The 19,165-nt window shown below is 60.9% G+C and carries 21 protein-coding genes; 10 read left to right on the forward strand and 11 right to left on the reverse strand.

What is annotated here, in order from left to right; translation table 11 throughout:
• The first annotated feature begins 74 nt into the window (after positions 1–74).
• On the forward strand, positions 75–365 hold the full coding sequence (locus tag QU606_RS32325) for a DUF2782 domain-containing protein (protein WP_024072627.1): 291 nt from the start codon (positions 75–77) through the stop codon (positions 363–365).
• Positions 366–421: 56 nt separating this feature from the next.
• Positions 422–1,375, forward strand: a complete 954-nt coding sequence (locus QU606_RS32330) for a homoserine kinase (RefSeq protein ID WP_024072626.1) — start codon at positions 422–424, stop codon at positions 1,373–1,375.
• Between the two features lie 64 nt (positions 1,376–1,439).
• Here QU606_RS32330 and QU606_RS32335 read toward each other — a convergent pair whose 3' ends face one another.
• Positions 1,440–2,369, reverse strand: coding sequence for a zinc ABC transporter substrate-binding protein (locus QU606_RS32335; RefSeq protein ID WP_024072625.1), 930 nt, complete (start codon positions 2,367–2,369; stop codon positions 1,440–1,442).
• A 58-nt stretch (positions 2,370–2,427) separates the two neighbouring features.
• Here QU606_RS32335 and QU606_RS32340 point away from each other — a divergent pair, with 58 nt between their 5' ends.
• From QU606_RS32340 to QU606_RS32355, 4 genes are read left to right on the forward strand one after another with little or no spacing between them, the layout of a single operon-like run.
• Positions 2,428–2,910 (forward strand): Fur family transcriptional regulator, encoded by a 483-nt coding sequence (locus QU606_RS32340; RefSeq protein WP_069074946.1) that lies wholly within the window; start codon positions 2,428–2,430, stop codon positions 2,908–2,910.
• Positions 2,910–3,695 carry a zinc ABC transporter ATP-binding protein ZnuC gene (gene znuC, locus QU606_RS32345; protein ID WP_102624630.1) on the forward strand — a complete coding sequence of 262 codons (786 nt, stop codon included), beginning with the start codon at positions 2,910–2,912 and terminating at the stop codon, positions 3,693–3,695. The genes QU606_RS32340 and znuC overlap by 1 nt, the downstream gene beginning before the upstream one ends.
• Positions 3,688–4,476: a zinc ABC transporter permease subunit ZnuB gene (gene znuB / locus QU606_RS32350; protein WP_024072622.1), complete on the forward strand. Its 789-nt coding sequence runs from the start codon at positions 3,688–3,690 to the stop codon at positions 4,474–4,476. Before znuC ends, znuB begins: the two co-directional genes overlap by 8 nt.
• A 37-nt stretch (positions 4,477–4,513) precedes the next feature.
• On the forward strand, positions 4,514–5,233 hold the full coding sequence (locus QU606_RS32355; RefSeq protein WP_024072621.1) for a PA5502 family lipoprotein: 720 nt from the start codon (positions 4,514–4,516) through the stop codon (positions 5,231–5,233).
• Positions 5,234–5,327: 94 nt separating this feature from the next.
• On the opposite strand, the gene katE is transcribed toward QU606_RS32355, so the two are convergent.
• A complete protein-coding gene (katE, locus tag QU606_RS32360) occupies positions 5,328–7,490 on the reverse strand; it encodes a catalase HPII (protein WP_304998000.1) in 2,163 nt (720 codons plus the stop codon).
• A gap of 244 nt (positions 7,491–7,734) precedes the next feature.
• Between katE and QU606_RS32365 the strand changes: the two genes are divergently transcribed.
• Genes QU606_RS32365 through QU606_RS32375 form a run of 3 tightly spaced genes read left to right on the forward strand, consistent with a single transcriptional unit; the run spans position 7,735 to position 10,237 of the window.
• Entirely contained in the window at positions 7,735–8,742 is a 1,008-nt protein-coding gene (locus QU606_RS32365; protein ID WP_304998001.1) for a methionine ABC transporter ATP-binding protein, read from the forward strand.
• Positions 8,742–9,416: a methionine ABC transporter permease gene (locus QU606_RS32370; RefSeq protein WP_024072618.1), complete on the forward strand. Its 675-nt coding sequence runs from the start codon at positions 8,742–8,744 to the stop codon at positions 9,414–9,416. The genes QU606_RS32365 and QU606_RS32370 overlap by 1 nt, the downstream gene beginning before the upstream one ends.
• A 50-nt stretch (positions 9,417–9,466) precedes the next feature.
• Positions 9,467–10,237: a MetQ/NlpA family ABC transporter substrate-binding protein gene (locus QU606_RS32375; protein WP_024072617.1), complete on the forward strand. Its 771-nt coding sequence runs from the start codon at positions 9,467–9,469 to the stop codon at positions 10,235–10,237.
• A 143-nt stretch (positions 10,238–10,380) separates the two neighbouring features.
• Here the strand turns inward: QU606_RS32375 and QU606_RS32380 are convergent, their stop codons facing one another.
• From QU606_RS32380 to QU606_RS32400, 5 genes are read right to left on the reverse strand one after another with little or no spacing between them, the layout of a single operon-like run.
• On the reverse strand, positions 10,381–11,016 hold the full coding sequence (locus QU606_RS32380; protein ID WP_024072616.1) for an SCO family protein: 636 nt from the start codon (positions 11,014–11,016) through the stop codon (positions 10,381–10,383).
• On the reverse strand, positions 11,013–11,912 hold the full coding sequence (gene cyoE, locus QU606_RS32385; protein WP_024072615.1) for a heme o synthase: 900 nt from the start codon (positions 11,910–11,912) through the stop codon (positions 11,013–11,015). The genes QU606_RS32380 and cyoE overlap by 4 nt, the downstream gene beginning before the upstream one ends.
• Positions 11,900–12,979, reverse strand: a complete 1,080-nt coding sequence (locus QU606_RS32390) for a heme A synthase (RefSeq protein ID WP_193690013.1) — start codon at positions 12,977–12,979, stop codon at positions 11,900–11,902. The genes cyoE and QU606_RS32390 overlap by 13 nt, the downstream gene beginning before the upstream one ends.
• Before the next feature lie 10 nt (positions 12,980–12,989).
• Positions 12,990–13,574 (reverse strand): hypothetical protein, encoded by a 585-nt coding sequence (locus QU606_RS32395; RefSeq protein ID WP_024072613.1) that lies wholly within the window; start codon positions 13,572–13,574, stop codon positions 12,990–12,992.
• On the reverse strand, positions 13,540–14,304 hold the full coding sequence (locus QU606_RS32400) for an SURF1 family protein (protein ID WP_069074951.1): 765 nt from the start codon (positions 14,302–14,304) through the stop codon (positions 13,540–13,542). The genes QU606_RS32395 and QU606_RS32400 overlap by 35 nt, the downstream gene beginning before the upstream one ends.
• Positions 14,305–14,349: 45 nt before the next feature.
• Between QU606_RS32400 and QU606_RS32405 the strand changes: the two genes are divergently transcribed.
• Positions 14,350–14,553 (forward strand): twin transmembrane helix small protein, encoded by a 204-nt coding sequence (locus QU606_RS32405; protein ID WP_016978774.1) that lies wholly within the window; start codon positions 14,350–14,352, stop codon positions 14,551–14,553.
• Positions 14,554–14,559: 6 nt separating this feature from the next.
• Here the strand turns inward: QU606_RS32405 and QU606_RS32410 are convergent, their stop codons facing one another.
• The 4 genes from QU606_RS32410 to coxB all read right to left on the reverse strand — a co-directional run bounded on the left by QU606_RS32410 (position 14,560) and on the right by coxB (position 18,948).
• On the reverse strand, positions 14,560–15,447 hold the full coding sequence (locus tag QU606_RS32410; RefSeq protein ID WP_024072611.1) for a cytochrome c oxidase subunit 3: 888 nt from the start codon (positions 15,445–15,447) through the stop codon (positions 14,560–14,562).
• Positions 15,448–15,482: 35 nt separating this feature from the next.
• Positions 15,483–16,034, reverse strand: a complete 552-nt coding sequence (locus tag QU606_RS32415) for a cytochrome c oxidase assembly protein (RefSeq protein WP_024072610.1) — start codon at positions 16,032–16,034, stop codon at positions 15,483–15,485.
• A 138-nt stretch (positions 16,035–16,172) separates the two neighbouring features.
• Positions 16,173–17,762 carry a cytochrome c oxidase subunit I gene (gene ctaD, locus QU606_RS32420; protein ID WP_024072609.1) on the reverse strand — a complete coding sequence of 530 codons (1,590 nt, stop codon included), beginning with the start codon at positions 17,760–17,762 and terminating at the stop codon, positions 16,173–16,175.
• Between the two features lie 58 nt (positions 17,763–17,820).
• Complete coding sequence (gene coxB / locus QU606_RS32425) at positions 17,821–18,948, reverse strand: cytochrome c oxidase subunit II (RefSeq protein ID WP_024072608.1); 1,128 nt, start codon at positions 18,946–18,948, stop codon at positions 17,821–17,823.
• Positions 18,949–19,165: the final 217 nt, after the last annotated feature.

A 19,165-nucleotide genomic window follows, 5' to 3' on the forward strand; every position in this document is an offset into this window, starting at 1 on the left:
GAGCAGGATCAACCTTTTCGGCGGGTCAGGCGCTAGAATAGCCGGACCAATGAAAACAAAGGGACAAGGTTATCATGCGTACATTCAATCGCCTGCTGTTGACCGGCTTGTTTGCATTCGCTCCGCTGGCCGCCATGGCGGCAGACACCGCCCCTTCGGGCGACCCGGAAGTCACCATTCGCACGGAAGGCGACCGGACTATCCAGGAGTACCGCCAAAACGGTTTCCTGTACGCAATCAAGGTGACCAAGAAAGGCTTTCCACCGTATTTCCTGGTGCGCGCGGACGGAACCGATGCGAACTTCATCCGCTCTGACCAGCCGGATATGCTGATCCCTTCATGGAAGATCTTCGAATGGAAATGATTTCTTAACTTTAATCGGCGCTGCTCCCCGCAGCGCCCGTAATGGCAGTTTTAACCATGTCTGTGTTCACCCCCCTGGCTCGGCCCGAGCTGGAAACCTTTCTTGCCCCCTATGGGCTCGGCCGCCTGCTTGACTTCCAGGGGATTGCCGCTGGTAGCGAAAACACCAATTTTTTTATCAGCCTGGAGCAAGGCGAGTTCGTCCTGACCCTGGTTGAACGCGGCCCGGTCGCAGAAATGCCGTTCTTCATCGAACTGCTCGACGTGCTCCACGACGCCGACCTGCCCGTGCCCTACGCCCTGCGCACCACCGACGGCGTCGCCTTGCGCGAACTGGCCGGTAAACCGGCGTTGCTGCAACCGCGCCTGGCCGGCAAGCACATCAAGGACGCCAACGCCCAGCACTGCGCCCAGGTCGGCGACCTGCTCGGCCATCTGCACTTGGCGACGCAAGGCGAGAAAGTGCTGGAACGCAAGACTGATCGCGGGCTGAACTGGATGCTCAGCGAAGGCGCACAGCTGATTTCGCACTTGAACGATGCACAGCAAAGCCTGCTGCAAGCTGCATTGACTGAAATCGAGGCCCACAAGGTCGAGATCCTCGCCCTGCCGCGCGCCAACGTTCACGCCGACCTGTTCCGTGACAACGCGATGTTCGAAGGCACGCACCTGACGGGCTTGATCGACTTCTATAACGCCTGTTCGGGGCCAATGTTGTACGACGTGGCGATCGCCCTGAATGACTGGTGTTCGGATGCCGACGGCGTGATAGATGGGCAACGTGCCCGTGCGCTGCTGGGTGCCTACGCAGGGCTACGGCCGTTCACCGCCAAGGAGGCCGAGTTGTGGCCGACCATGTTGCGCGTGGCCTGCGTGCGGTTCTGGCTGTCGCGACTGATCGCCGCGGAATCCTTTGCCGGGCAAGATGTGTTGATCCACGATCCCGCCGAGTTCGAGCATCGGTTGGCGCAACGCCAGCAGGTCACCGTCCACCTGCCATTCGCGCTCTAAGGACCCACCCGGTCAAAAATGTGGAAGGGGCCTGCCCCCTCCCACATTTGATCTTGGTTGAGGCTTACAACGACTCCAGGCAACCTGCCAGGTCATTCCCCAACTTATCCAACACCTGCTCGTAACCCTGGGCCGACGCCGGGGTGTAGCCGCCCAGTGCATCCAGTTCCGCCAGTTTCACCGGCAAACCGGCCACCAAGGTCTCGGCAAGGCGCGGGCGCAAGGGTGGTTCACTGAACACGCAGGTCTTACCGACTTCCTGCAAACGCGTACGCATCGCCGCCACGTGCTGGGCGCCGGGTTGCACTTCGGCCGCGACGCTGAACACACCGGCGTGCTTGAGCCCATAAGCGTCTTCAAAGTAGTCGAAGGCCTCGTGGAACACGAAGTAAGGTTTGGCACTGACGCCTGCCATACGCGCTTTCAGGCGCGCGTCCAAAGCATCCAGGCGGCCATCAAACGCTTTCACGTTGCTCTGATAACGCTCGGCATTCTCCGGGTCAACGGCGCTGAGGTCCGCAGCCATGCGCGCGGCGATGACCCGCGCGTTGACGGTCGACAGCCACAAATGTGCATCCAGGCTGCCCGGGCGGTGATCGTGGTCATGTTCGTCAGCATCATCGGCGTGAGAATGGCTATCTTCGGCGAAACGACGCAATTTCATGCCCGGCAGGTCCTGCACCGCCACGGTTGCCGCCGTACGGCCCTTGAGCACGCGGGGCAGGAAGCTTTCCATGTCCGGGCCGATCCAATAGAGCAAGTCCACCGATTGCACACGCCGTACGTCGGATGGGCGCAAGGCGTAGTTATGGGGCGACGCGCCTGGCGGCAGCAGCACCTCTGGAATGGCCACACCCTCCTGCACAGCCGCGGCGATCAGTTGCAGCGGCTTGATGCTGGTCAGCACCTTGACCTCGGCCTGAGCGGCACCGGCAATGAACAAACTGGCGGCAAATACGACAAAAACGGGAAAAAGTCGGGACACGATGACCACTCAATGGCGTAGGAACGGGTAACATAATAACGTCTCTATCAAATGTCTGTCGCCGCTCATGCCTATAACACCGCTTGCCAGCCGTCCCCACGACCACTCTCACTGCGTGCATACCGCGCTGTCGGAAGCCGATACCCTGTGCGCACAGAAGGGCTTGCGCCTGACTGCTTTGCGCCGGCGGGTGCTGGAGCTGGTGTGGCAAAGCCACAAGCCACTGGGCGCCTACGACATTCTCGGCGTGCTCAGCGAGCAGGACGGGCGCCGCGCCGCGCCGCCCACGGTGTATCGCGCACTGGACTTCCTGCTGGACAACGGCCTGGTACACCGCATTGCCTCGCTCAACGCCTTTGTCGGCTGCAATCACCCGGAACACGCCCACCAGGGCCAGTTCCTGATCTGCCGCAAGTGCCACGCCGCCATCGAGCTTGAACAAAAAAGCATCAGCGACGCCATTATCACGAGTTCCGCCGATGTCGGCTTCAAGGTGGAAGGGCAAACCGTCGAAGTCGTCGGTCTCTGCTCCGGTTGTCAGGGGGCTTGATGAGCAATGCGCTAATCCGCCTGGAGCAGGTCGGGGTCACGTTCGCCGGGCAAAACGTGCTGGATAACATCGCACTGAGTGTGGAGCCGGGGCAGATCGTCACCCTGATCGGCCCCAATGGCGCCGGCAAGACTACCCTGGTGCGCGCTGTCCTCGGCCTGCTCAAGCCCGACACTGGCAGCGTGTGGCGCAAGCCCAAGCTGCGCGTCGGCTATATGCCACAAAAACTGCATGTGGACCCAACGCTGCCATTGTCCGTGCTGCGTTTCCTGCGCCTGGTACCCGGCGTGGACCGCACCCGCGCGCAGGCGGCGCTCAAGGAAGTCGGCGCTGAACACGTGATCGACAGCCCGGTGCAAAGCATCTCCGGGGGCGAAATGCAGCGCGTCTTGCTGGCCCGCGCCCTGTTGCGCGAGCCTGAACTGCTGGTGCTCGATGAGCCGGTACAAGGCGTCGACGTCGCTGGCCAGGCCGAGCTGTACAGCCTGATCACCCGCCTGCGCGACCGCCATGGCTGCGGTGTGCTGATGGTTTCCCACGACCTGCACCTGGTGATGAGTACCACTGACCAGGTGGTGTGCCTCAACCGTCATGTGTGCTGCTCCGGCCACCCGGAACAGGTCAGCGGCGATCCGGCGTTTGTCGAACTGTTCGGCAAGAACGCACAGAGCCTGGCGATCTACCACCACCATCACGACCACGCCCATGACCTGCATGGCGCCGTGGTCGACGATCCCGCGACACCTCACACCCACGTTCATGGAGATAGCTGCAAGCATGGCTGATTTTCTGCTCTACGCCCTGCTGGCAGGCTTGGCTCTGGCGCTGGTGGCGGGCCCCCTGGGTTCGTTCGTGGTCTGGCGGCGCATGGCTTACTTCGGCGACACGTTGTCGCATGCCGCGCTGCTGGGCGTAGCCATGGGTTTCCTGCTGGACGTCAGCCCAACCATCGCCGTGACGGCAGGCTGCCTGCTGCTGGCGGTACTGCTCGTGACCCTGCAACAGCGCCAACCGCTGGCCTCCGACACGCTGCTGGGCATCCTGGCGCCGAGTACGCTGTCCCTGGGCCTGGTGGTGCTGAGCTTCATGCATGAAGTGCGCATCGACCTGATGGCCTACCTGTTCGGTGACTTGCTGGCAATCAGCCCAACCGACCTGGCCTGGATCCTCGGCGGCAGCGCAGCCGTGCTGGTGCTGCTGGTGAGCCTGTGGCGGCCACTGCTGGCGATCACCGTGCATGAGGAGCTGGCCACCGTCGAAGGCTTGCCCGTCCCCGCTCTGCGCATGGCGCTGATGTTGTTGATCGCAGTGGTGATCGCTGTCGCGATGAAGATTGTCGGCGTATTGTTGATCACATCGCTGCTGATCATCCCCGCAGCCGCCGCCCAGCGTCACGCCCGTTCACCGGAGCAGATGGCGCTCGGCGCCAGCCTGTTGGGGATGCTTGCGGTATGCGGGGGCCTGGCGCTGTCCTGGTTCAAGGACACCCCGGCAGGACCGTCGATTGTGGTCACGGCCGCCGCCCTGTTTCTGCTGAGTTTTGTCCTGCCCCGTCGAGGGGTGTAGACTTGCTCGCTTTTTGCGCAAATAGAGAGTCGCAGGAATGAAGCCGTTCACCTCCCGTTATCTGCTCCTTGCCGCATTTTCCCTGCTGCTGGGCGCCTGTCAAAGCACACCGCCCGCCGCCCCCGAGGCGCCTGACGCGCGCGCTGCGGCCATCGCACAGCTGGAGCAAAACCTCGCCAGCAGTGAGCTGGCCACCGCCGAAGACCAGCTCGCCGCATTGCAGGCCGAGTCGCCCAACGACCCAGCGCTGGAGGCGTACCAGCGCCAATTGGCCGAAGCCTATCTGCAACGCAGTCAAATCGTATTGCAAAAAGGCGATGTCAACGCCGCCGCCACCGCCCTGAGCCGCGCCCGTGCATTGATGCCCAAGGCCCCGGCGCTGACGGGTGGGGTAAACAGCGCCATCACCCACGCCCGCAAAGCCGAGCTGGACAAAGCCGAGGCCGCCCTGAAAGCCGCCGAAACCAAACCCGCCGCCAAGGTCATCGACCCGTCCGCCCAAAGCACTACCGTAGCGCTGAACCTCACCGATATCGAAGAACTGCGCCATCAACTGGACGCCATCGCTACCGATGTCGTGAATTACCAGTGTGAAGTCAGCCTCCAGGTGCCGCGCACCCAGGATTACCCATGGCTGGCCACGCTACTGACCAAACGGGTGAAGCGGATTGATTCGGGGTATGACCTGAAGATTCAACGGCAGATTCTGAAGAACATCTCGGCGCAGGTTGTGCTGACTCCGCGTAAGGCGGAATGACGCATCGGGGGCAAGCGCCCTCCCACATTTGGAATACATTTCAAATGTGGGAGGGCGCTTGCCCCCGATGACGATCTAACAAACAACCAAAAAATCAGGCCGGGATCGCCTTGGCCTTCGGCTCACGATCCCAAACCCGATGCTGGGCAATCGCGGCAAAAAACGCCTTGAACGCTTTCGCATCCGAACCAACGATCAACCCCGCATCCGCCTCAAGCTTGAGCAAATCCAGCAATGGCTTCGCGTCACTGGCCACCGTGATCGCTTTCAGATGCTTGTAGGCTTCCAGCAGGAAGTGCAACGCCACACCATCACCGCTCAAGGCTTTCACCGAGTCTTTCCCGCCAGGCACGAACACCGCATCAAACGCAATGGACGGCATGCCTTCCATCGACGCATCCACCTTCAGGCGCTTGCCATCAGCCGTCTTCACCGGCGCCGAAGTCGGCCCCAACAGCTTGGCATGGGCACCCTCAGCTTCCAGCGCCTTCTTCAGCGCATCAATCGCTGTGCCATCCACGCCATCAGCGGCAAGGATCGCCACTTTGCGCGTCTTGATATCGCCCGACAGCAGGTTCACCTGGCTCAGCGCCGGCGACTCTTTCAATGACGTCTTGCGTGGCGGTACCGTGCCCTTGGTCGGCGCCGGCAAACCGAGGTTCTGCGCCACGCGCTTGGCCAGTTCCAGATCGATATTGGCCAGAATCTCGTTGACCTGGCGCGCACGGATAAACTCACGCTCCACCTTACCCAACTCGAAGCTGTAGGCCGCGATGATGTGCTCTTTCTCATGGTGGCTCATGCTGTTGAAGAACAGCGTGGCTTGGGAAAAGTGATCGCCAAACGACTCACTGCGTTCGCGGACCTTGTTCGCGTCGACCCGCTCATAGTAGGTCTCAAAACCGCCATCCTGAGCAGCTGCCGGGGTTTCTTTGGGCCAGCCGCCGTCAATCGAGTTGGGCTCGTAGGCCGCACGGCCCTTGTCGATCACCGTGCGATGCTGGGCGTCGCGTTGACCATTATGGAAAGGCACTACCGGCCGGTTGATCGGCAGCTCATGGAAGTTCGGCCCTCCCAGTCGGCTGATCTGGGTATCCGTGTAGGAAAACAGACGGCCTTGCAGCAACGGGTCGTTGGTGAAGTCGATGCCTGGGACGATATGGCCAGGGCAGAACGCAACTTGCTCGACTTCAGCAAAGAAGTTGTCCGGATTGCGGTTAAGCACCATCTTGCCCAGCGGGGTGATGGGCACCAGCTCCTCGGGGATGATCTTGGTCGGGTCCAGCAGGTCGAAGTCGAACTTATGCTCATCTTCTTCGGCGACGATTTGTACACCCAGCTCCCACTCAGGGTAATCGCCACTTTCGATGGCTTCCCACAGGTCGCGGCGGTGGTAGTCGGTGTCTTTACCGGCTAGCTTTTGCGCCTCGTCCCACACCAGCGAGCAGGTGCCGACATTTGGATGCCAGTGGAATTTCACGAAGCTCGACTTACCTTCGATATTGATCAAGCGGAAGGTATGAATACCGAACCCCTGCATGGCGCGCAGGCTTTTTGGAATGGCACGGTCGGACATTGCCCACAGCACCATGTGTGCCGACTCCGGCTGCAGCGAGACAAAATCCCAAAACGTATCGTGCGCCGAGCCGCCGGTAGGAATCTCGTTGTGCGGCTCAGGTTTTACCGCGTGCACAAAGTCGGGAAACTTGATCGCATCCTGGATGAAAAATACCGGCATGTTGTTGCCCACCAGGTCGAAGTTGCCTTCGTCGGTGAAGAACTTCACGGCAAAGCCCCGCACGTCGCGCACGGTATCGCCCGAACCACGCGGGCCCTGCACCGTAGAAAAGCGCACGAACACCGGGGTTTTATGCTCGGGGTTCCGCAGGAAGCCAGCCTTACTCAGCGCTGAATGGTTTGCATAGGTCTGGAAATACCCATGGGCGCCCGTACCACGGGCATGCACGATGCGCTCCGGGATACGTTCGTGATCGAAGTGCGTGATTTTCTCACGCATGATGAAGTCTTCCAGCAGCGACGGGCCGCGGGCGCCGACTTTCAACGTGTTCTGGTTATCGGAAATCCTTACGCCTTGGTTGGTACGCAGCGCCTGGCCGGTCGCGTCGGAACGGAACGCCTCCAGGGCCTGCAGCTTGGCGTTGGTGTTGCCACGGTCCAGGGTATCGGTGCCCGCGAGTTCACTCTTCGGCGGGGTAGCTGGCTTCTTGGTACTCATCAGACAAAACTCCTTATTCAAAGTGGCCAGAGCGGTCCCCGGCTCGTTTGAGCAAAACCCCAGGCACGGCACCTGGGAAATCGCGTTGCTTAAGTAGTGACTGACGCAGTTTTGTACCGTTCCTTTTTTATGACCTTTGATCGCGTTATTGCCAAATCGCTGGATGAATGCGAAATAAATGCTAAGAAACGCTATACGGACAGGCTAAAATGCGCGCCCGGCTAACCGCTGATCCCTTTTCCATGCGCCCCACAAGGTTCGCTACGTGATCGAGTTTCATAACGTCCATAAAACCTACCGCGTCGCCGGTAAGGATATCCCCGCACTGCACCCCACCAGCCTGCGCGTAGAGAACGGCCAGGTGTTTGGCCTGATCGGCCATTCGGGTGCGGGTAAAAGCACCCTGCTGCGCCTGATCAACCGCCTGGAAGAACCCAGCGGCGGCCAGATCAATGTCGACGGTGAAGAAGTCACGGCCCTGGACGCCAACGGCCTGCGTCGTTTCCGCCAGCAGGTCGGGATGATCTTCCAGCACTTCAATCTGCTGGCCTCCAAGACCGTTGCCGACAACGTGGCACTGCCGCTGACCCTGGCCGGCGAATTGTCCCGCAGGGAAATCGACCAGCGCGTGGCCGAATTGCTCGCTCGTGTCGGGCTGTCGGACCATGCCAGGAAATACCCGGCGCAGCTGTCCGGCGGCCAGAAGCAGCGCGTCGGTATCGCCCGCGCCCTGGCGACCAAACCCAAGATTCTGCTGTGCGACGAAGCCACCAGCGCCCTCGACCCGCAGACCACCGCCTCGGTCCTGCAATTGCTGGCCCAGATCAACCGCGAGTTGAAACTGACCATCGTGCTGATCACCCATGAAATGGATGTGATCCGCCGCGTGTGCGACCAGGTCGCCGTGATGGACGCCGGCGTGATCGTCGAGCAAGGCTCGGTGGCCGATGTGTTCCTGCACCCCAAGCACGCGACCACCAAGCGCTTCGTGCAGGAAGCCGAGCAGGTCGATGAAGGCGAGCAGCGCGATGACTTCGCCCATGTACCAGGCCGTATCGTGCGCCTGACATTCCAGGGCGAAGCGACCTACGCGCCGCTGCTGGGTACCGTCGCTCGCGAAACGGGGGTGGACTACAGCATCCTTGCCGGGCGTATCGACCGCATCAAAGACATCCCCTACGGGCAACTGACCCTCGCCGTCACCGGCGGCGACATGGAAGCGGCCTTTGCGCGCTTCACCGCCGCAGACGTCCACATGGAGGTCCTGCGCTAATGGAAGTCCTGTTGAGTTTCTTCGCCAATATCGACTGGTCCGAAATCTGGCTCGCCACCGGCGACACCATGATCATGTTATTTGGCTCGCTGTTCTTCACTGTGCTTCTCGGCCTGCCACTGGGCGTGCTGTTGTTCCTGTGCAGCCCGCGCCAGTTGTTCGAACAAAAAGGTGTATACGCGCTGCTGTCGCTGATCGTGAACATCCTGCGTTCGCTGCCGTTCATCATCCTGTTGATCGTGATGATCCCGTTCACGGTACTGATCACCGGCACATCGCTGGGCGTGGCCGGCGCTATCCCGCCACTCGTCGTCGGGGCAACGCCATTTTTTGCACGGCTGGTGGAAACCGCCTTGCGCGAAGTCGACCGCGGCATCATCGAAGCCACCCAGTCCATGGGCGCCAGCACGCGTCAGATCATTACCAACGCCCTGCTGCCCGAAGCCCGCCCCGGCATTTTCGCGGCGATCACGGTGACGGCGATTACATTGGTGTCCTACACCGCCATGGCCGGTGTGGTCGGCGCCGGTGGCTTGGGTGACTTGGCGATCCGCTTCGGTTACCAGCGTTTCCAAACCGACGTGATGGTGGTCACCGTGGTGATGCTGTTGGTTCTGGTGCAAATTCTGCAAACCGTCGGCGACAAGCTGGTGGTGCACTTTTCTCGAAAATAACGGCCATTGCCGGCCCCCGCCGGCACATGCCCGAACAAGGAGCTTGCTGGATGAAAAAACTACTGGTTGCTTTCGCCGCCGTTGCCGCGTTTTCCGCCCACGCCGAGACAATTACTGTCGCTGCGTCGCCGGTACCCCATGCGGAAATCCTCGAATTCGTGAAGCCTGCACTCGCCAAAGAGGGCGTGGATCTGCAAGTCAAAGTCTTCACCGACTACGTGCAGCCCAACGTGCAAGTGGCTGAAAAACGCCTGGACGCAAACTTCTTCCAGCACCAGCCGTACCTTGATGAGTTCAACAAAGCCAAGGGCACTCAGCTGGTGAGCGTCGGCGCCGTGCACCTGGAGCCCCTGGGTGCTTACTCGAGCAAGTACAAAAAGCTGGAAGACCTGCCGGACGGCGCCAACGTAGTGATCCCGAACGACGCCACCAATGGCGGCCGCGCGCTGTTGCTGCTGGCCAAGCACAACCTGATCACCCTGAAGGACCCGACCAACATCCTGTCGACCATCAAGGACATCACCGGCAACCCGAAAAAACTCAAGTTCCGTGAACTGGAAGCCGCCACCCTGCCGCGCGTGCTGACCCAGGTCGACCTGGCGCTGATCAACACCAACTACGCGCTGGAAGCCAAGCTGGACCCATCCAAGGACGCCCTGGTGATCGAAGGCAATGACTCGCCTTACGTGAACATCCTGGTAACCCGCGAAGACAACAAGGATTCGGACGCCGTGAAAAAGCTGGTTGCCGCCCTGCACACGCCTGAGGTGAAGCAGTTCATCCAAGAGAAGTACAAAGGCGCAATCCTGCCGGCGTTCTGATCCGACTCGGTCTCCAACACTCTGAAGATCAAAAAATGTGGGAGGGGGCTTGCCCCCGATGGCGGCAGATCAGCCAGCTGATGCAGCGACTGATACTCCGCCATCGGGGCAAGCCCCCTCCCACATGTGTTTTGTATTACCTGTTACTTGCGCTGCAACAACCCCGGCAACTGCGCCACCAGCTTCTGGTTGTTCAGCGGCGCGCGGATAAAGCCACGCTGGGTGCCATCCGGGCCAATCAGCGCGAGGTTACCGCTGTGGTCGACGGTGTAGTTGGGCTTGCTGGTATCCGCCGGAATGAACGGAATGCTCACCGCATTCGACACCTTCTGCACATCGTCCACATTCGCGCCGGTCAAGCCCTGGAACTGCGGGTCGAAGTAGCCCAAGTACTGTTTGAGCTGGGTCGGTGTATCGCGGTTCGGGTCGACACTGACCAGGATCACCTGCAACTTATCCACAGCCTCCTTGGGCAGCTCGCTCTTGATCTGGCGCAGTTGGGCGAGCGTGGTGGGGCAGATGTCCGGGCAGAAGGTGTAGCCGAAGAACAGCAGGCTCCACTTGCCTTTCAACTCATTGACCAGCACCGGCTGGCCTTCCTGGTTAGTCATGCTCACCGACGGCAGCTGGCGGCTTTGCGGCAGCAGGATGATACCTGCGTCGATCAAGGCGGTGGGGTCACCCTGGCCCTTGCCCGAGAGCACCTTGTTGACGGTCAGGCCCATGATCAACGCGACAATGGCCACCAGAATGAAGACAGTTTTTTGAGTTCGAGTCATAGGTTCAACAGTAAGTAGTGATCTACGAGCAGGGCGATAAACAGCAGGAACAAGTACCAGATAGAGTACTTGAAGGTGTTGATCGCCGCGTGCGGCTGAGCGCCACGGTACAGCACCCAGGCCCATTGCAGAAAGCGTGCGCCCAAAACCAGCGCGCACGCCAGGTAGAGCAGGCCGCTCATATGGATCACATAGGGCATCAAGCTCACCGCCAGCAGCGCGAAGGTGTAGAGCAGGATATGCACCTTGGTGTAGTGCTCACCATGGGTAACCGGCAGCATCGGGATATCGGCCTTGGCGTACTCCTCTTTGCGATGAATGGCCAGGGCCCAGAAATGCGGCGGGGTCCAGGCAAAGATGATCAGCACCAGCAGCAACGGTTCGGCGCTGATATGGCCGGTGACCGCAACCCATCCCAACAGCGGCGGAGCGGCGCCGGCCAGGCCGCCAATCACGATATTCTGCGGGGTCGCACGCTTGAGAAAACCGGTGTAGATCACCGCGTAGCCGAGCAGAGAGGCCAGCGTCAACCAGGCCGCCAGCGGGTTGGTGAAGGCCAGCAACAGCGCGAGCCCTGCAACCGCCAGAAACAACGCAAAAGCCAATGCCGCAATAGGCGACACGCGCCCTTCCGCCATCGGCCGCTTGTGGGTGCGGGCCATCACCGCATCAATCCGTCGATCCACCACATGGTTGACCGCCGCCGCGCCGCCGGCACACAGGGCAATGCCCAGGTTGCCGAACACCAACACCGTCCACGGCACCCCTGCACGGGTGGCGAGGAACATGCCCACCAGGGAGGTGATGAGCATCAGCACCACCACTTTCGGTTTGGTCAGTTCCAGGTAGTCGCGCCAGACTGCCTGGCCGTGACGCGCGCCGATCAAGGTCGCCATGGCATCTCTCCTTTAAGGGTGGTGAGGCCGGATATCGGCTTGCGCGGAAGGAAGCGCCAGCCGAACGGCAGTTGATGACGCACCCGAACCAGGCTGGTGCGGGCGTGGTAATTGACCAATACCAGGGTCAGCAACAATGCTGCGCCGCCAGCATTGTGAGCGACTGCAACCGGCAGCGGCAGGTGGAAATACACGTTGCTCAGGCCCAGGCTGATTTGCGCCGCCAAAGCGATCAGCAACAGCCCCGCGAGCCGGGTCATGCCGACGACGCGCAGCTGCCAGGCCAAGCCCAACAGAACCAGGGTGACCAGCACCGCACCCACGCGGTGGGTCAGGTGAATGGCGGTGCGCGCGTCGCTGTCGAGCTGCCCGCCGAGATAATTGGGACCGATATGCTGGGTGAGGTGAAAACCATTGGCAAAGTCCGCCGCCGGCCACCACTGGCCATGGCAGGTGGGCAGATCGATACAAGCCACCGCTGCGTAGTTGGAGCTGACCCAGCCGCCGAGCGCAATCTGCGCGATGACCAGCACCAACCCCGCGGTCGCCCAATATTGCAGGCGCCTGGGCACGATCAGCGCGGGCAGCACGCCGGACAGCCGCAGGGTCAGCAGGAACAACAGACTCAAGGTTGCGAAGCCGCCCAACAAATGTCCGGTCACGACTTGCGGCCAGAGTTTCAACGTGACCGTCCACATGCCAAACGCCGCCTGGGCAAACACCACCGCCAATAAAAACAGCGGCAACTTCACCGGCTGGCCCGGATCACGCCGATGGCTCCAGGCGCGCGCCGCCAGCAACACGATCAGCACGCCCAGGGTGCCAGCAAAGTAACGGTGGACCATCTCGCTCCAGCCCTTTTCCGCCTCCACCGGCGTATCAGGGAAATGCAGTTCGGCATGGGCCAACTGGGCCTCGCTTTGCGGCACGCTGATAAAGCCGTAGCAACCCGGCCAATCCGGACAACCCAGGCCGGCGTGTGTGAGGCGGGTATAGGCGCCGAGCAGCACAACGATCAGTGCCAGCAAGGTGGCAAACAACGCGAGGCGAAATCCAGGTTTGGCCATGACGATGCCCTTATCCGATGTTCGACAGTTTCAACAGGTGGCGCAGGTCGTTGAGCAAGTCCTTGCCCTTGACCTTGGCGTCGTAGCGCAGCACCAGGTTGCCGTGGGGGTCGACGATCCACAGTTGCGCGTCGCCCGGTGCGGCGGCGTTTTTGGTGAACGTCGAGAGATCCAGCGAGTAGCGCTGCAATTGCGGGTATTCGACCTTCAACTTGGCGTCATAGTCGGCACCGACCGGCTGTGCACTGGCCAGGGCATGGCTGGCGCGCGACGCATCGCGCCCCAGGCCGATCTGCAATTGGCGCGCGAGGTACACCAGTTGCTGGCAATCGGCGGCGCAGGCGGCGGGCGCGGTCACCAGCAACTGCCAGCGCTGTTCATCGGCCTGCACGCCAATATCGGCGCGGGTCTGACCATTACCGATCAGTTCCCCGTGATAGCTGCGACTGTCCGGCACCCAGAACTGCAGTTTGTACATAAAGGTGGCCAGCGCCATGGGGCCGATCACCATCAGCAGGATCAGCATCAGTTGCCAGCGGCCTTTGCGCCGATCAGGCACCTCAGACATGTTGGGTGGATTCATGGCCGTTCCCATGGGGCTTCTCCTTTGTGGTGTGCCATCCGAGGTAGAGGTAAAGCGCCAGTAGCGCCAGCGCCATGGCGAACCACTGCACCGCGTAGGCCAGGTGTTTCTCCGGGCCCATCGCAACGATGGGCCAGGTGGTTTCGTACGTACCGGGGCCGGCTTCGGTGCGCAGTTCGTAGGCAAAACCGCTGCGTCCGAGCTCAGCCCATAGCGCAGCGGGGTGCAGCGCGGTCAACAGGCGCGGCCATTGCGCGGTCGTGGGGTCTGCATGCAACTGGAATGTTTCGCCGGGCGCGACATACACCCAGGCGTCGAGATTCAAAGGCTGGTCGGGTGTGGTGAAGGCGGGAAGGGTGCGCCGATCCGGCCACGGCAACCAACCGCGATTGAGCAACAGCCACAGGCCGCTGGCCTGGTCATGAAAGGGTTGCAGTAACTCGACACCGGCCTTCCCGTCGCGCATGCGGTTATCCAGCAACACACTGTGCTCGGCATCGAATTGCCCGCGCAGATGCACGCGGCGAAAGGCCGGGTCGGCCATGTCAGCGAGCTGCACACTGCTGATCGGCTCAGCCGCGCGGCGTTCGGCATAGCTGTCCACCAGCAACTGCTTCTCATGGCCGCGCGACAGTTGCCAGAAACCCAAGCCCACCATCAACGGCAGCAGAACCATCACCACCAAGGTCGGCGCGATACCTGGACGAAAGCGTTTCATGGCGCTGGCTATACTTGTTTTCATTGCCCGCCCATCCCCTCAATGCCCACCGAAGCCAGGAACCAGACCATGCTCAAAGCCGCCATTGCCCTGATGCTGATCGCGACCGTCGTGAGCCTGTTCAGTGGCTTGTTCTTTCTGGTCAAGGACGAGGGCAACTCCAACCGCCTCGTCACTGCCTTGACCGTGCGTGTCGTACTGGCCGTGATCACCGTGGCATTGATCGCCTGGGGCTTTTTCAGCGGCCAACTGGTGTCTCACGCGCCTTGGTAAGTCGCCTCACAGCACATAGACGAAGAAAAACAGCCCGATCCACACCACATCCACAAAGTGCCAATACCAACTGGCCGCCTCGAAACCGAACTGGTGCTCGGCATTGAAGTGCCCGCGCAGGATGCGCATCAGCATCACAAACAAAATGATGGTGCCGATGGTCACGTGGGCGCCGTGAAAGCCCGTGAGCATGAAGAAGGTCGCGCCGTACACGCCCGAGCCCAGGGTCAGGCCCAGCTCTTTATAGGCATGGATGTATTCCTCGGCCTGGAACCCGAGAAATCCCAACCCCAACAGTACGGTGATCGCCAACCAGAGCTTCAGCGCGCCACGGTGCCCTTTACGCAAGGCATGGTGGGCAATGGTGATGGTCACGCTGGAGCTCACCAGCAGGATGGTGTTGACCAGCGGCAGGCCCCACGGGCTGATGGTGCCCTCGGGCGCGGGATACAGCTTGGGATCAGGGTTATTGAGCAACGGCCAGGTGAACTCGAAGTTCGGCCACAGCATGTGCGCGATGCCCTTATGACCTTCGCCGCCCAACCAAGGCCCGGACATGTGCCGCACATAAAACAACGCGCCGAAGAACGCGATAAAAAACATCACCTCGGAAAAGATGAACCAGGTCATGCCCCAACGAAACGAGCGATCCATCTGCGCGCTGTACAGCCCGGCACGGCTTTCCTTGATCACCGCACCAAACCAGCCGAACAGCATGTAGGCCAGCAGCAGACCACCGACGAAAAAGATCCACGGGCCGTGGGATTCCGGGCGGGCGGCCTTCAGATCGTTGAACCACACGGCCAGGCCATACACGGTGACCAGCATGCCAAGGGTGGCAATTATCGGCCATTTGCTTTGCGCCGGTACGTAGTACGTATCATGAGTCGACATGTATTCGTTCTCCTGATTAAGCGGGCAAACAGTAGCTAGCCGCCGCTATGGACAGCCACCGGTGGTTGGCGCGCAGTGATATCGAACAGCGTGTACGCCAGGGTCAAATGCTTCACATCCTTGGGCATATCGCGATCGACGATGAAGCGTACTGGCATCTCGATACGCTGGCCTGGCTGCAGCACTTGCTGGGTGAAGCAAAAACATTCGGTCTTGTGGAAGTACATCGCCGCTTCGGCCGGGGAAATACTCGGCACCGCCTGGGCCGTCATCGGTTTGTCAGTGGGGTTGTAGGCCACGAACAGCATCTCCGTCACAGCACCGGGATTGACCACCACCTCGTCTGCCTTGGAGTGGAACTCCCAGACCATGTCGATGGCATTGGTGGACAGGAACTGCACCCGCACCTGCCGCGCAGGGTCGACAATCTGTTCGCCCTCGTATTGCCCGGCCGTCTTGCCGTTGATACCGAACGCCTTGCACATCACGTCGTAGATCGGCACCAGGGCAAAGCCGAAGGCAAACATCGCCACCACCAGGATCAGCAGGCGGGTGACCAGGCGCTTGAGCGGTACGGAGTCAGCCATGTCGCCCACCCAGCGTGAATGAGGTCAATGTGGGTGGGGGCTTGCCCCCAATGGCTGTTTTACAACCAAGGATGATGTCAGCGGACACACCGCCATCGGGGGCAAACCCCTTCCCACAGGGGATCATCGTGGACCTGTTCATTTGACCTCCGGTGGCGTGGTGAAGGTGTGGTACGGCGCGGGCGAGGGCACGCTCCACTCCAGGCCTTCGGCGCCATCCCACGGCTTGGCCGGCGCCGGCGGGCCGCCACGGATGCACTTGATCACGATAAACAGGAAGAAGATCTGCGTGGCGCCAAACATGAACGCGCCAATCGACGAGACCATGTTGAAGTCGGCAAATTGCAGGTTGTAGTCCGGCACCCGGCGCGGCATGCCGGCCAGTCCCACGAAGTGCATCGGGAAGAACGCCATGTTCATGCCCACGAAAGACAACCAGAAATGCAGCTTGCCCAGGGTTTCGTCGTACATGTGGCCAGTCCATTTCGGCAGCCAGTAGTAGGCCGAGGCGAAGATGCCGAAGATCGCACCGGGCACCAGTACGTAATGGAAATGCGCCACCACGAAGTAGGTGTCGTGGTACTGGAAATCCGCCGGGGCAATCGCCAGCATCAGCCCGGAGAAGCCGCCGATGGTGAACAGGATCACGAACGCCACCGCGAACAGCATCGGTGTTTCGAACGTCAGCGAGCCTTGCCACATGGTGCTGACCCAGTTGAACACCTTCACGCCCGTGGGCACGGCAATCAGCAGGGTCGCGTACATGAAGAACAGTTCGCCCACCAACGGAATACCCACCACGAACATATGGTGCGCCCACACGATAAACGACAGGAACGCGATACTCGCCGTGGCGTACACCATCGACGTGTAGCCGAACAACGGCTTGCGCGAGAAGGTCGGGATGATCGAGCTGACGGCACCGAACGCCGGCAGGATCATGATGTACACCTCGGGGTGGCCGAAGAACCAGAACACATGCTGGAACAGCACCGGATCACCACCGCCGGCCGCACTGAAGAAGCTGGTGCCGAAGTGAATATCCATCAGCATCATGGTCACACAGCCCGCCAGCACCGGCATCACCGCGATCAGCAGGAAGGCGGTGATCAGCCAGGTCCAGACGAACAACGGCATTTTCATCAGGGTCATGCCGGGTGCGCGCAGGTTGAGGATGGTGGCGACCACGTTGATCGCGCCCATGATCGAACTGATGCCCATCAAGTGGATGGCAAAGATGAAGAACGTCACGCTTTCTGGCGCGTAGGTGGTGGATAGCGGGGCGTAGAAGGTCCAGCCGAAGTTTGGCCCACCGCCCGGAGTGAACAGGGTCGAAACCAGCAGCAGGAACGCCGCCGGCAGCAGCCAGAAGCTGAAGTTGTTCATGCGCGGCAGGGCCATGTCCGGCGCGCCGATCATCAGCGGGATCATCCAGTTGGCCAGGCCGACAAACGCCGGCATCACCGCACCGAACACCATGATCAAGCCGTGCATGGTGGTCATCTGGTTGAAGAACGCAGGCTCCACGATCTGCAGGCCGGGCTGGAACAGCTCGGCACGGATCACCATGGCAAACGAGCCGCCCAACAGGAACATGGTGAAGGCAAACCACAGGTACATGGTGCCGATATCTTTGTGGTTGGTGGTCAGCACCCAGCGCATCAAACCCTTGGCGGGGCCGTGGGCATGGTCACCGGCGTGGCCATGGTCATCGATCACAGCGCTCATGGCCGTTCTCCTGCAAGCGAGTGGGCGGGGCGGTTCGGGGCATATGCAATGAATGAAGTCATTTGCTTTCCGCCTGCTTGATGGCCAGCACGTCTTTAGGCGTGACCATGTCGCCTTTGTTGTTACCCCAGGCGTTGCGCTCGTAGGTCACAACCGCAGCGATATCCACCTCGGACAGTTGCTTGCCGAACGCCGCCATGGCGGTGCCGGGCTTGCCGAAATAGACGCGGTGCAGGTGGTCTTCCTTGGCGCCGGTGGCAATCGGCGAGCCCTTGAGCGCCGGGAACATTGGCGGCAGGCCCTGGCCTTCGGCCTGATGACAGGCCACGCAGGTGGTGTGGTAGACCTTATCGCCACGGGCCACCAGCTCTTCAAGCGTCCACTCCTTGGAGGTCAGCTCCTTGAGCTTGGCGGCTTCGGCCTTGCGTTCGCCGAGCCAGGTGTCGTAGTCGGCCTTGGACTTGACCTCGACCACGATCGGCATGAAACCGTGGTCCTTGCCGCACAGTTCAGCGCATTGGCCACGATAGATGCCGGGCTTCTCGATACGGGTCCAGGCCTCGTTGACGAACCCGGGGATGGCGTCGCGCTTGACCGCAAAGGCCGGCACCCACCAGGAATGGATCACGTCGGCGGCCGTCACCAGGAAGCGCACCTTGGCCCCCACCGGCAGTACCAACGGCTGATCGACCTCCAGCAGGTAGTGTTCGCCCTTGGTCGCCTGGTTGTGGATCTGCTCGGCGGGCGTGGCCAGGTTGCTGAAGAACTCCACGTCCTGGCCCAGGTATTTGTAATGCCACTTCCACTGGTAGCCAGTGACCTGGATATCGATATCCGATTCACTGCTGTCGTAGATGTTGATCAGCGTCTTGGTCGCCGGAATGGCCATGGCCACCAGGATCAGCAAGGGCACCACGGTCCAGAGGATTTCCACGGTCGTGCTTTCGTGGAATTTGGCCGCGACCTGGCCCGTAGAGCGGCGGTGGAGGATCATCGACCAGAACATTGCGCCAAACACAACAATGCCGATTACCACACAGATCCAGAAAATGGTCATGTGCAGGTCGAACACAGCGTGACTGACTTCAGTCGCCCCTGGCGCCATATTCGTTGTCCAGGCGGCGTGCGCCTGACCGAATACTGACCACAACAGAAGGCCCATCCAAACGTGTGGATGTCGCGTCATTGCGGGTTCCCCTTATCGTTCTTGTTATCCCGCCGGTTTGCACCTGCGTCGAAGGGAGCGGCTTCCATACTGCTTACAACCGCTTAGCCTCACCTGCTTATGCAGTCTGGCGTCATCAGCTAATTGCGTACAAACCCGAGTATAGACAGGGTCTGCAACCCCGCAATGTGTAGGGGCAAATGAGCGAAAATGAACCGCCAAAGCCAATAAAACCGGG

It is taken from the genome of Pseudomonas sp. OVF7 (assembly GCF_030644265.1).
Classification (GTDB): domain Bacteria; phylum Pseudomonadota; class Gammaproteobacteria; order Pseudomonadales; family Pseudomonadaceae; genus Aquipseudomonas; species Aquipseudomonas gorinensis.